This window comes from Heyndrickxia shackletonii, from assembly GCF_001420715.1.
GTDB classification, from domain to species: Bacteria; Bacillota; Bacilli; order Bacillales; family Bacillaceae_C; genus Margalitia; species Margalitia shackletonii.
The window spans coordinates 3,175,845-3,188,966 of sequence record NZ_LJJC01000004.1 but is presented as its reverse complement, the minus strand read 5'-3'; the positions used below and the strand labels follow the sequence as shown (position 1 = coordinate 3,188,966).

Genomic DNA, 13,122 nt, shown 5'->3' with positions numbered 1-13,122 from the left:
ATGGGAGTATTTCTTTCATGGGTTGCCGGAGTATTGATAATGATTCCTTTTATTGCCTATTTACTCGTTTTTTTTGTTGTAAAGCTTATAACAAATAACCATAAGAAAGCTGTTTCCTTCGCTATTGATATTACCACTTTTTTTCTTATATTATCGGTCAATGAACTTGTGCTTGTTATCTGGTCTTACTCCTTTTTGTGGGTAATCGTTCTGCTTTTGCTGCTTATAGCAATCGGCTTTGTATTTCTATATCGTTATATGCGAAATGAAATTATTTACTCGAAGGTTTTCAAAGGATTTTGGCGCTTTAATTTTCTGTTATTTTTTGCTGCTTATCTGATTCTGATGATTTATGGTTTAACACGAAGTGTGCTTGAATCAGTTGCCATGAATTAAAATGAAAATATTTTAAGCAATTTTTTTCTCTTTCCTGCATAATAATGCTATACTCTAACAAGATTAATATGGAAATTTATCATTTGTTTTATTAAGAAATTCAGAAAGGAAGAATCACCTTATGGATCTGGAAAATATCTTCATTCCAGCAACGAACCGTTTTGCTTCCCTTTACATAGAGCAACAGAAGCCTGTTAAAGACTTTTTTCATTATGACATAACAGACCAAAATGTTTTTGAGAAGCGTTATAAAGATATCCAATCACGTACATTTGAAAGAGAAAAACTTGCCGATTGCATTGAGACTTATATGAAGAATTTTTCACTTTCCAATGAAATAAAAGAGTCTCTTGACAAATTAAGACAGCCGGCATCCGTAGTAGTTATTGGAGGGCAGCAAGCCGGATTATTGACTGGACCACTCTATACCGTTCATAAACTCATTTCCATTATTCACCTTGCCAGGGAACAAGAACAAAAATTACAAGTCCCTGTAGTGCCGGTTTTCTGGATCGCGGGAGAAGATCACGATTACTTGGAAGTTAACCATGTTTTTGTGGAAAAAGACCGTTCCATTAATAAATTAAGTTATGCTGAAGGTCCGATTGATAAACGAATGGTTTCCGATGTGGAATTTGATCAAATCCATATGAAAAAATGGGTTAAGAAAGTATTCGAGCATTTCGGTGAAACAGAATATACAAACCAGCTGCTTCGAATGATGGAGAGCACTATTGATCAATCGAAAACATTTGTTGATTTTTTCTCAAACATAATCCTTAGCCTCTTTTCTAAATACGGTGTACTGCTTATTGATTCTGCAGATAAACAATTAAGAAAACTAGAGGTTCCATTTTTCAAACAGATTATTGAGCAAAGCAGTTCTATTACGGATTTAGTATTACAGCAGCAAGAATATATCCGTTCATTCGATTTTTCCAATACAATTGAGATTGGCAAGAATGCGGTTAATTTATTTTATTACGATGGGAAGGAAAGAATTTTATTAGATTACTTCCCGGAAGATGAGTGTTTTATTGGCAAAAACGAAAAAGCTAAGTTTACCAAAATGGAATTATTAACAGAGCTTGAGAATCATCCTGAACATTTTAGCAATAATGTGGTAACCAGACCGATGATGGAAGAATGGCTATTTCCAACCCTTGCTTTTATCGGGGGACCTGGAGAAATTGCGTACTGGGCAGAATTAAAGCTTGCCTTTGAGCATATGGGATTCGAAATGCCACCTGTGATTGCGAGATTAAATTTAACTATATTAGAACGCTCGATTGATGCGGATATGAAGGAATTGCAATTAGATACTGAAAAGACAGTTCGTGATGGAGTTGCGGACGAAAGAAATAAGTATTGGAATTCCGTAAAAGATGAAACATTGGACGGACTAGTACTGGAAGCAAGAGATTGGCTGGAAAATCAATATAGTCAAATTCTATCCAGAAGTGATAAAGGTATCGAACCCTTAATTGAGAAAAACTTATCTATCCATTTGCGTCAGCTTGAGTTTTTACAAAGGAAAATTAATGTAAATATTGAACAAAAGCATGACAACGTCTTAGAAGTATATGATCGCATCGAAAGAAGCTTAAAGCCAAATAACACCCCGCAGGAAAGGATTTGGAATATCTTTTACTTCATTAATAAATATGGCCAGACATTTATTGATGATCTATTATCCCTTCCGTATGAGTTTGATGGAACTCATAAATTAATACGATTGTAAACCAGTTTGAGATTTCAAACTGGTTTTTTTTATGAAAAAAACATAACAAAAAGCAGGAAATATTAAGGGTTTAGTATAATTTAAAAAATAGGTGGTGAAAAGTGGGGGAATGTGGTACATTTATTTTAGAAAGTGGGGGCTTGTTCTATGTTCATGGGGGAATACCAACACAACATTGATACAAAGGGACGAATCATTATTCCCGCCAAGTTTCGCGAGCTCTTAGGTGAGACGTTCGTTATCACTAGAGGACTTGATCGATGTTTATTTGGATACCCAATAGATGAATGGAAGCAAGTCGAAGAAAAACTAAAAGCCCTCCCACTGACGAAAAAAGATGCACGTGCTTTTACCCGTTTTTTCTTTTCTGGCGCTTCTGAGTGTGAATTGGACAAGCAAGGCAGAATCAATATCCCCACTCCGCTTGTTAGCTATGCCCAGTTAGAAAAAGAATGTGTTGTTTTAGGTGTTTCCAATCGAATTGAGATTTGGAGCAAGGAATTATGGGAAGACTATTTTGAGGAATCTGAAGAATCATTTGCAGAAATTGCTGAAAACATGATTGGGTTTGACATCTAAGACATAGAGGAGCAAATGATAATAGGGTGAATTTTCCCATGAATCGATTGGAAAGGTGAAGAAAATGTTTGAACATACAACAGTGCTATTAAAAGAAACCGTTGACGAATTAAATATTAAGCCAGATGGGATTTATGTAGACTGTACCTTAGGTGGTGCCGGCCATAGCCAATATTTGTTGTCTAAGCTTTCACCGCAAGGAAGACTAATTGCATTTGATCAAGATATTACAGCCATCAGGCATGCGAAAGAGAAATTAAAAGAATATGAAAACCAGGTAATTTTTATCAACAATAACTTTCAAAATATAAAGAGTGAACTTCAGCAAAGAGGAATCCAATCAGTTGATGGAATTTTATATGATTTGGGAGTTTCTTCTCCTCAATTGGATACCCCCGAACGAGGGTTCAGCTATCATCATGATGCACCGTTAGATATGCGAATGGACCTTAGTGGAGAAATATCAGCCTATGAGGTTGTGAACACTTGGTCATATGAAAAGTTAGTGAAAATATTTTTCAAATATGGCGAGGAAAAATTCTCGAAACAAATTGCCAGAAAAATAGAGGCTGCACGCGAGGATAAACCCATTCAAACAACAGGACAGCTTGTAGATTTAATTAAAGAAGGAATACCTGCACCTGCTAGAAGGAAGGGTGGACATCCTGCGAAAAGAGTCTTTCAGGCAATTCGAATTGCTGTAAACGATGAATTGGGTGTATTTGAAAAATCCCTGCAAGATGCAATTCAATTATTAAAACCAACTGGAAGAATTAGTGTCATTACTTTTCATTCATTAGAAGACCGCATTTGTAAAACGATTTTCAAGGAAGCGAGTCAAGGACCGCAACTGCCTCCTGGCATCCCGTTTGTACCTGATGAATACAAACCTCAATTAAAAATCATCACAAAAAAACCTATAGTGGCTAGCAGTGAGGAACTTGAACATAATAACCGATCACGATCTGCAAAGCTTCGTGTTGCTGAAAAACTTTAAAGTGAACTTCCAATTTTAAAGGGTTAGTTGAATCAATTTTAAATCGAAGGAGGAGAATAGCATGAGTAATTTAGCTAGAAAACAACCATATTTAGAACCGCAAAGACAACAAACTACCCAAACAAGACCACTGCCAAAACCGATACATACCCGTAAATCCATTACGTTAGGGGAGAAAATGCTAGGAATTTTGTTAATTGCATTTGTTGCAATTATGGCCGTTAAAATTATTTCTACTCAAGCTGCTATTTATAAGGTGAATAGAGATATTCAGGATAAACAATCCTCCATAGAGTCCCAGATAAAAGTCAATAATGATTTGCAAACGCAGGTAAGTGACTTAAGCCAATACGATCGAATTAAGAAAAAGGCGGAGAAGCTAGGTCTAAAATTAAACGAAAATAATGTCAAGGTTGTTGAAGGAAAATGAACAAAAAGAGAGTCAATATCAATAGAGGAGCAGGGGTATTATTTTTAATATTCGGTCTGCTCTTTTTTATCATTATTGTCCGATTTTTTACGATTCAAGTTTCTGGTAAAGTAGATGGGGTTGACCTTGCAGCTAAAGCAGCTAAGCAATATTTACAAATGGACAAAATTAAAGCAAATCGCGGAACCATTTATGATGATAAAGGAGAAATCATCGCGGAGGATACAGCATCCTACACACTTGGGGCTATTTTGGATAAAAAAATGACCACGGATCCTAAACATCCTCATCATGTGGTAGATCCGCAAATGACTGCCGAAAAGCTATCACAATATATTGATATGCCTGAAGAGGACATTTATAAAAGACTGACAAAAAAAGGACCATTTCAAGTTGAATTTGGCAAAGCGGGTAATGATATTTCCTTAGAAACAAAGAAAAAAATAGAGGCACTTAAATTACCCGGAATTATTTTTATCCCTGGATCTAAAAGATTTTATCCAAATGGAATATTTGCATCCCACCTAATAGGATATGTTTCTCAAAAAAATCCCGACGATCCTAATACGAAAATGGTTGGAAAAATGGGATTAGAACAAAGTTTTGATAAATATCTTCAAGGGACTGACGGAAAAGTTTCCTTTGAAGGAGATTTATGGGGTTATTTATTGCCTGGAGCCAAGAAAAAAGTACAAGCTCCAAAAAATGGCGATAATATTTATTTAACAATAGATAAAAAGATTCAAATTTTCATAGAGGATGCATTATCCAAAGTGGAGGAAAAATATAAGCCGAAAAATATGATTGCTATTGTGGCCGACCCGAAAACAGGCAAAATTTTAGGGATGGGACAAAGACCCACTTTTGATCCTATGACGAGAGATGGCATTGAAAAAGCGTGGAGCAATCAAGCTGTCGAGACATCGTATGAGCCAGGTTCTGTTATGAAAATTTTTACACTAGCCGCAGCGGTTCAGCAGGGAGTATTTAATCCCAATGCACAATATAAATCTGGTACATTTTATGTAAAAGGTGTTCCTAATCCAATCAGGGATTGGAACTACGGAGCGGGCTGGGGTACTATAACCTTTTTGCAAGGTCTTCAAAGATCATCGAATGTTGCTTTTGCTACGCTTTTAGATAAAATTGGTCAAGACACCTTCCGAACTTACTTAGATCGCTTCCATTTCGGTCAGCCAACAAATATTGGGCTCCCGAATGAAGCTTCAGGAAAAATACTTTATAATTGGCCAATTGAAAGATACACAACTACATTTGGTCAAGGGACAACTGTTACGGGAGTACAAATGATTCAAGCTGCTACGGCAATAGCGAATAATGGGAAAATGATGAAGCCTTATGTAGTGGATAAAATAGTTGATCCAAATAATGGGGAAGTCAAAAAAACGAAACCAGAGATAGTGGGGAATCCTGTAAGTGCGGCTACGGCTAAACAAGTCCGTAATTATCTTCGTACAGTGGTAACTGCGAAAGATGGAACTGGAAAATTGTATGAAATTCCTGGGTACGATGTCACTGGAAAAACAGGAACAGCCCAAATTCCCGGTCCTGATGGAAAGTATTTAAAAGGTTATGATGATTATATCTTTTCTTTTCTTGGCATGGCACCAAAGGATGATCCGAAGCTAATTGTATATGTAGCAGTCCAGCAACCACAATTAGATGAAAAAAATTATGAAAGCGGATCTGTTCCAGTGCAAATGATTTTTAACCCAGTTATGAAAAATAGTCTGCAATATTTAAATATAAAACCGGCTAAAATGACAGCAAACAAGGTAGCGAAGGTTCCTAATGTAACCAATATGAATACCAGTGATGCGCAGCAAAAACTTAAGGATACCGGATTGCAAGTTGTCGTTTTAGGAAAAGGCACGAATATAGTTGGCCAACTTCCTGCAAAAGGAACAGTCTTAATTCAGGGAGAGAAAATATTCCTTAAAACAGATAATAATCCTTCTGTCCCTAATATGACAAATTGGTCCAAACGGGATGTGATGAACGTTGCTAAAGTATTAGATTTAAAGCTTAATATGATAGGCGATGGGTATGTATGGAAACAAAATATTACGCCAAATTCGCCGATTCAAAAAGGTGATCTCCTTGTTGTAAATCTATTGCCAATGGATAAATTAATGGAGAAACAAGCCAAAAAAACGAGTCAAGAAAACAAAAATAAACAAAACCAAAATAAACAAGATTCAAGTGAAAATTCAGTATCACCACCGCTTGATTAACTTACAGCCCTTCTGATGGAAGGGCTGTTCTTTTTTTTTAGGTACAAGCATATATTTGAAGGGAAACTTGTCTTCCAGTGGGGAGGAAGAGCTGATTAGAGGAGGATAGTTTAATTGAAACGAGTATCCAATGTAACAGTTAGAAAACGATTGGTTATAACACTTCTAGTTGGTCTGTTAGTATTTGGAGTAATTGATGCGAGACTTGGATATGTGCAATTTTTTTCCGGAGATTGGCTAACTGCAAGGGCGAAAAATTTATGGAGCAGAGATATTACTTTTGAGCCGGAAAGAGGAAAAATTGTCGATCGAAATGGTGTTGCAATTGCTTCTAATCAAAGTGCACCGACAATCTATGTTATTCCTAGACAAATAGAGAATCCTGCAAATACCGCAGAAAAACTTGCAGCCGTTTTAAACGGTTCCAAGGAAAAAATTTATGAACAAATTACGAAGAAATCTAGCAAGGAAAGGCTTAAAGAAGGGAGAAAAATTTCTCCTGACTTAGCAAACAAAGTGCGGAAATTAAATTTAAAAGGCGTCTATATAGCGGAGGATTCCAAACGATACTATCCATTTGGCAGCTATTTATCACAAGTATTAGGGTTTACCGGAATTGACAATCAAGGATTAACCGGACTGGAATTGACCTATGATGATGAATTAAAAGGTAAAGTGGGGTCTGTACAATTTTATTCCGATGCAAAGGGAAAAAGAATGCCCAATATGTCTGATGATTATGTTCCTCCTGAAAACGGTTTAAATTTGAAATTAACAGTTGATACAAAAATTCAAACGATTATCGAACGTGAATTAAATAATGCAGAAAAGAAATATAATCCAGATGGCATCATAGCAATTGCGATGAATCCAAATACTGGAGAAATACTTGGTATGTCCAGTCGCCCAACATTCAATCCCGCAAAATATAAAAATGTCCCACAGGAAGTATATAATCGTAACCTGCCAATCTGGAGTACGTATGAGCCTGGTTCTACCTTCAAAATTATAACACTTGCTGCTGCTCTGCAGGAAGGAAAGGTTAATTTAGAGAAAGATACCTTCTTTGATCCTGGATATGTAAAAGTCGGCGGTGCTACTCTTCATTGTTGGAAACGTGGCGGCCACGGCAGTGAATCATTCTTAGAGGTGGTTCAAAATTCCTGTAACCCAGGATTTGTTGAGCTTGGAGAACGTTTAGGAAAAAATACTTTATTTAAATATATCCGTGAATTCGGCTTTGGACAAAAAACGGGAATTGATCTTTCGGGTGAGAGTTCAGGAATTTTATTCAACTTAAATAGAGTGGGCCCGGTTGAATTAGCGACAACTGCATTTGGACAAGGGGTCTCTGTCACGCCGATTCAGCAAGTTGCAGCAGTTTCTGCCGCGATTAACGGAGGAACGTTGTACCAGCCATATATAGCCAAGGAATTGGATGATCCTGCCACAGGTAAAGTAGTAATGAAGAAAACTCCGGTTGCAAAGCGAAAAGTAATTTCTGAAAAAACATCAAAAGAAATTCGTCATGCCTTGGAAACGGTAGTTGCACAGGGGACTGGAAAAAATGCCTATGTGGATTCTTACCGTATTGGCGGTAAAACAGGTACGGCTCAAAAGGCAAAAAACGGAAGATATTTAGAAAATAACTATGTTTTGTCTTTTGTAGGGTTCGCTCCTGCGGATGATCCGCAAATAGTAGTTTATTTTGCTATTGACAATCCGAAAAATACGTTACAATTTGGTGGTCAGACAGCAGCCCCAATAGCAGGAAACATCATTGGAGATAGCTTGCGTGCAATGGGAGTAAGCCCGCGGAAAAACCAAATTGAAAAAGAGATTAGCTATCCACAGGTGCCACTTGTTGAAGTCCCAGACTTAGTTGGCACTAGTAAAAAAGATTTTCTCGGCGTTGATGTAAATTTGAAGCTCGACATTAGTGGAAAAGGGGATACCGTTCTAAGGCAAGATCCTGAGCCCGGGAAGAAAGTGGAAATTGGCTCGACAGTCAGAGTATATATGCACTAAAAAGTAGGCGGCAAGCAATAATTGCCGCCTATTTTTAAGATAATAAATAATTTATATCATAAATAACATGAAATAATCGAAAAGCTGCATAGATTCATCATCATTTTTTTAGTAAAATAGAAACGATTGTTTATTTTAGAATCATGATCCTTAAATAAAACAATCAAATAAATAAGGCTTGCCAAGATAAGAAAGTTTGGGTTATAACTAACAGGTTAAGTTTATGTCTAGCGTAAGTAGCTATCGGCTAGCGTATTTCTATGTCTTCTCCTTACGATAAGTCAACATCGGATTCTGAAGGACCTTGACGTTTTTACTAAATCTTGCGTCGAAGACTACGAATTTGAAGCTGGCACTTCAAATTCACTCATCCGCACGCTATGGCGCTTCCGCTTTTCTAATAGGAGATGAAAAGATGAAATTACATACACTTTTAAAGGTTTTACCATTTGTAAAACTTCCAAATGATAATCCGGATATTCAGGATATCGTTCAGGATAATCGAAAGGTTACACCAGGAAGCTTATTTATTTGTATAGAAGGACTCACGGTTGATGGACACCAGTTTGCAGAAGATGCAGCGAATAAAGGTGCTGTAGCAATATTATCTGAAAAGCCATTAAACGTGAACATTCCCGTCATTTTAGTTCCTAGCACGAAGAGAGCTATGGCCATCCTAGCAGACTACTTTTACGGACAGCCAACGAAAAAAATGCGGTTAATTGGTATCACTGGCACGAATGGGAAAACAACTACAAGCCATTTAATCGAGCAAATTTTTCGTGATGCAGGTGAAAAAACCGGGCTAATCGGTACCATGTATATGAAAATTACAGATACCATATTGGATACAAAAAATACGACTCCTGACAGTCTGACTTTGCAAAACACCTTCAAACAAATGCTAGATGAAGGAGTAAGCACTGCTGTGATGGAAGTTTCTTCTCATGCATTAGATCAGGGACGAGTATTTGGTTGTGATTATGACGTTGCTGTATTTACTAATATTACCCAAGACCATTTAGATTATCATCATACAATGGAAGCCTATTTAAGAGCAAAAAGTCTATTATTTGCACAGCTTGGAAATTCATACAGCCATGAACATCCTAAATTTGCTGTTTTAAATATGGACGATTCAGGATCAAAACAGATTCAAAAAGAAACAGCTGCACATATTGTAACTTATGGTATCGATAATCAGTCAGCTCAATTTTTAGCAAAAGACATTGAAATGAATTCTAAAGGTACATCATTTACATTAGTTTCCCCTGAAGGCGAAGCGAGAGTCCATCTTCAGCTAATCGGGAAATTTAGCATCTATAATATTTTAGCGGCCATTTCTGTTGGCTATGTATTAAACATCCCGCTGGATTCGATAATTCGATCGGTAGAAAAAGTGAAAGGTGTGTCAGGCAGATTTGAATTGGTTCAAGCTGGACAGGATTTCCCAATTATCGTGGATTACGCCCATACACCAGACAGCCTGGAAAATGTATTAAAAACCGTACAGCAATTTGCCAAAAAACGAATATTCGTTGTGGTAGGATGTGGAGGAGATCGTGATAGAACGAAACGCCCAATCATGGCAAAAATTGCATGTCAGTATGCAACAGACCCAATATTTACATCAGATAATCCAAGAAGTGAGAATCCGATGGAGATTATCAAAGAGATGGAGGAAGGAGTAGAAGGTCTTTCCTATGTAAAATTTGTCGATCGGAAAGAGGCAATTCAATATGCTATTCAGCATGCTTCAGAAGGTGATGTTGTGCTAATAGCAGGAAAGGGCCATGAAACGTATCAAATTATTGGAGATAAAATAAACGATTTTGATGACCGGGTTGTTGCTAGCGAAGCAGTTCAGGAGTGTAACAAATGATAACCATTACGGATTTGTATAATCTATTTCCCAATCATCGCGGGATAAATATGGAATCTATCGAATTTGATATCGTCTCCGTTTTTGATAATGGAGATTTAAAGAAAGGGTTATTTATACCGCTGGATTCAGAGCAAAAACTGGATAAAGCAATTGAATCAGGAGCCATTGCTGCCCTTTGGCCGCATGACAGAGAAATTCCATTCTTTACTCCCAATCATTTTCCGATTTTTATTATTGAAAATCCAATATTCGCTTTAAAACAGTTATGTGAACATTATATTTATAAAATTGAACAAGAAGAGTGTGAAAAAATGACTAAATTTGTTTTATTTAGTCCTGAACTTCTTAATAATCATCCATACACATATGATTTATCTGAAAAAGGTACAGGACACAGGTTGCAAGAAACAATTATGAAATTTGAAAAGGGGAGGGGATGAAAATGTTGTCACAGGTTATTTTCTTTACAATATTAATGGGATTCCTTATTACTGCATTACTTTCCCCGATTTTTATTCCGTTTTTAAGAAGGCTGAAATTTGGGCAAAGTATTCGTGAGGAAGGACCAAAATCCCATCAAAAGAAAAAAGGTACTCCGACGATGGGAGGGATTGTTTTCCTCATTTCGATAGTGGTTACAACCTTAGTTATGACCGGGAAGTTATTGGAGCCTTCCGTGAAAACATATTTACTATTATTAGTGACAATTGGATTTGGTGTTTTAGGCTTTTTAGACGATTTCATTAAAGTAGTTTTAAAGAGAAATCTAGGATTAACTTCTAAACAGAAGCTTTTAGGTCAAATTATTATTTCTGTTATATTTTATATTATTTTACGAGGATCCCACATATCGACAGATATCTCGATTCCATTCGTACATACCTCCCTCGATTTGGGATGGTTTTATCTAATCATGATTATTTTCTGGCTGGTAGGTTTCTCCAATGCCGTTAATTTAACAGATGGATTAGATGGTTTAGTTTCCGGTACAGCCGCAATTGCATTTGGTGCTATGGCAATACTTGCTTGGCATCAATCACAATATGATGTTGCAGTATTTTCTGTTGCCGTTGCAGGGGCACTGCTTGGATTTCTTGTCTTTAATGCAAATCCTGCCAAGGTATTTATGGGGGATACAGGTTCTTTAGCATTAGGAGGAGCATTAGCAACTGTTGCTATTTTAACTAAGCTGGAATTATTGCTTATTATTATTGGGTTTGTATTTGTGATGGAAACCTTGTCAGTTATATTGCAAGTTATTTCTTTCAAAACAACAGGAAAACGTATTTTTAAAATGAGTCCGTTACACCATCATTTTGAGCTTGTCGGTTGGTCGGAATGGCGAGTTGTGGTAACTTTTTGGGCTGTAGGATTATTATGTGCCATATTAGGCATTTATATTGAGGTGTGGTTGTAATTGAAAAATATTAAAGATTATCAGCATAAAAAAATACTTGTATTAGGCTTAGCAAAAAGCGGTGTCAGTGCAGCATCATTACTACATCATTTAGGTGCTTTTGTGACCGTAAATGACAAAGAGCCGCTTGAAAAAAACCCTGATGCTCAGGGGCTGCTTCAAGATGGGATAAAGGTTATTTGCGGAAGTCACCCTATAGAGCTTTTAGACGAAGGTTTTGAATTAATTGTAAAAAACCCGGGAATTCCGTATAGCAATCCTTTAGTGTCCGGAGCGATTCAGCGTGGGATTCCGGTTATTACTGAGGTAGAATTAGCCTATAAAATTTCTGAAGCTGAAATCGTTGCAATCACAGGTACTAATGGAAAGACGACTACAACAACGTTAATTTATGAAATATTAAAAGCAGATGAAAGAAAAAATCCTCTTATTGCAGGGAATATTGGTACCGTTGCTTCAAGTGTTGCCCAAAAGGCTACGGAAATGAATCAAATGGTAATAGAGCTATCTTCTTTTCAGTTGATGGGTATTCAAGAATTTAGGCCGCATATCGCGATTATTACGAATATTTATGAAGCCCATTTGGATTATCATGGTACGAGGGAAGAGTATGCAAAAGCAAAGGCCAATATTACAAAAAATCAAACAAAAAATGATTTCTTAATAGTGAATGACGATCAAAGTGAGTTAAAGGATTTAGTATCCTTCTCGAAGGCAAAGATTATTCCGTTCTCTACAACAAGATATATAGAAAATGGATGCAGTCTATATGATGGAGAGGTAGTATTTCTTGGTGAATCCATCATTTCTACGAGCGATATTGTCCTGCCGGGTGAACATAATTTGGAAAATATTTTATCTGCAGTTGCTGCGGTTAAACTTATGGGAGTAAGTAATGAAGCTATTCGAAAAGTATTAACAACATTTAAAGGTGTTAAGCATCGTACTCAGTTTGTTATGGAGCTTGAAGGCAGAAAATTTTACAACGATTCCAAGGCAACGAATATATTAGCTGCTTCCAGTGCTTTAAAGGCTTTTCAACAGCCTATCATCCTGCTTGCTGGAGGGCTTGATCGTGGTAATGGCTTTGCTGAATTAGTCCCCTCTTTAAAAAATGTAAAAGCTCTTATTACCTTTGGACAAACTGCTGAAAAAATAGAAGAGGCGGGACGTGCAGCTGGAATAGAATCTATTAAGCGTGTCGATAATGTGGAAAAGGCGGTGCCAGTGGCATATGAATTATCCAGCCCTGGAGATGTCATATTATTATCGCCAGCTTGTGCAAGCTGGGATCAATATAAAAGTTTTGAAATTCGAGGTGATATTTTTATTGATGCCGTGCATAAGTTAGTATAAGAGCTTGTACAATCAGGGTGAGCTTTTAGGTACTTACA

Annotated in this window: 11 protein-coding genes; all 11 read left to right on the top strand. The window is 36.9% G+C overall.

The features are described from left to right. The 11 genes from AN964_RS15270 (at position 1) to murD (ending at position 13,084) form a co-directional block, all read left to right on the top strand. Positions 1–396, top strand: coding sequence for a DUF3397 domain-containing protein (locus tag AN964_RS15270; protein WP_055740511.1), 396 nt, complete (start codon positions 1–3; stop codon positions 394–396). A 121-nt stretch (positions 397–517) separates the two neighbouring features. Beyond that, the gene (gene bshC / locus AN964_RS15265) at positions 518–2,137 is read left to right on the top strand and encodes a bacillithiol biosynthesis cysteine-adding enzyme BshC (protein ID WP_055740510.1); all 1,620 of its coding nucleotides are present in this window, start codon (positions 518–520) and stop codon (positions 2,135–2,137) included. A gap of 147 nt (positions 2,138–2,284) precedes the next feature. After that, positions 2,285–2,716, top strand: coding sequence for a division/cell wall cluster transcriptional repressor MraZ (gene mraZ, locus AN964_RS15260; protein ID WP_055740509.1), 432 nt, complete (start codon positions 2,285–2,287; stop codon positions 2,714–2,716). 64 nt (positions 2,717–2,780) lie between these two features. Next, a complete protein-coding gene (gene rsmH, locus AN964_RS15255; RefSeq protein WP_055740508.1) occupies positions 2,781–3,713 on the top strand; it encodes a 16S rRNA (cytosine(1402)-N(4))-methyltransferase RsmH in 933 nt (310 codons plus the stop codon). A gap of 61 nt (positions 3,714–3,774) precedes the next feature. Further along, positions 3,775–4,143: a cell division protein FtsL gene (gene ftsL, locus AN964_RS15250; protein WP_055740507.1), complete on the top strand. Its 369-nt coding sequence runs from the start codon at positions 3,775–3,777 to the stop codon at positions 4,141–4,143. Next, the gene (locus tag AN964_RS15245; protein ID WP_055740506.1) at positions 4,140–6,398 is read left to right on the top strand and encodes a penicillin-binding protein; all 2,259 of its coding nucleotides are present in this window, start codon (positions 4,140–4,142) and stop codon (positions 6,396–6,398) included. The genes ftsL and AN964_RS15245 overlap by 4 nt, the downstream gene beginning before the upstream one ends. Before the next feature lie 114 nt (positions 6,399–6,512). After that, positions 6,513–8,426 carry a stage V sporulation protein D gene (locus AN964_RS15240; protein ID WP_055740505.1) on the top strand — a complete coding sequence of 638 codons (1,914 nt, stop codon included), beginning with the start codon at positions 6,513–6,515 and terminating at the stop codon, positions 8,424–8,426. 415 nt (positions 8,427–8,841) lie between these two features. Beyond that, the gene (locus AN964_RS15235) at positions 8,842–10,308 is read left to right on the top strand and encodes a UDP-N-acetylmuramoyl-L-alanyl-D-glutamate--2,6-diaminopimelate ligase (protein WP_055740504.1); all 1,467 of its coding nucleotides are present in this window, start codon (positions 8,842–8,844) and stop codon (positions 10,306–10,308) included. After that, a complete protein-coding gene (locus AN964_RS15230; protein WP_055740503.1) occupies positions 10,305–10,751 on the top strand; it encodes a hypothetical protein in 447 nt (148 codons plus the stop codon). The genes AN964_RS15235 and AN964_RS15230 overlap by 4 nt, the downstream gene beginning before the upstream one ends. A 2-nt stretch (positions 10,752–10,753) precedes the next feature. Beyond that, the gene (gene mraY / locus AN964_RS15225; RefSeq protein WP_055740502.1) at positions 10,754–11,728 is read left to right on the top strand and encodes a phospho-N-acetylmuramoyl-pentapeptide-transferase; all 975 of its coding nucleotides are present in this window, start codon (positions 10,754–10,756) and stop codon (positions 11,726–11,728) included. Continuing rightward, on the top strand, positions 11,729–13,084 hold the full coding sequence (gene murD / locus AN964_RS15220; protein ID WP_055740501.1) for a UDP-N-acetylmuramoyl-L-alanine--D-glutamate ligase: 1,356 nt from the start codon (positions 11,729–11,731) through the stop codon (positions 13,082–13,084). Positions 13,085–13,122: the final 38 nt, after the last annotated feature.

Excerpts from the sequence above, each read along its gene's own strand:
- AN964_RS15270 (WP_055740511.1), top strand. The coding sequence starts at position 1 with ATGGGAGTATTTCTTTCATGGGTTGCCGGAGTATTGATAATGATTCCT.
- bshC (WP_055740510.1), top strand. The coding sequence starts at position 518 with ATGGATCTGGAAAATATCTTCATTCCAGCAACGAACCGTTTTGCTTCC.
- mraZ (WP_055740509.1), top strand. The coding sequence starts at position 2,285 with ATGTTCATGGGGGAATACCAACACAACATTGATACAAAGGGACGAATC.
- rsmH (WP_055740508.1), top strand. The coding sequence starts at position 2,781 with ATGTTTGAACATACAACAGTGCTATTAAAAGAAACCGTTGACGAATTA.
- ftsL (WP_055740507.1), top strand. The coding sequence starts at position 3,775 with ATGAGTAATTTAGCTAGAAAACAACCATATTTAGAACCGCAAAGACAA.
- AN964_RS15245 (WP_055740506.1), top strand. The coding sequence starts at position 4,140 with ATGAACAAAAAGAGAGTCAATATCAATAGAGGAGCAGGGGTATTATTT.
- AN964_RS15235 (WP_055740504.1), top strand. The coding sequence starts at position 8,842 with ATGAAATTACATACACTTTTAAAGGTTTTACCATTTGTAAAACTTCCA.
- AN964_RS15230 (WP_055740503.1), top strand. The coding sequence starts at position 10,305 with ATGATAACCATTACGGATTTGTATAATCTATTTCCCAATCATCGCGGG.
- mraY (WP_055740502.1), top strand. The coding sequence starts at position 10,754 with ATGTTGTCACAGGTTATTTTCTTTACAATATTAATGGGATTCCTTATT.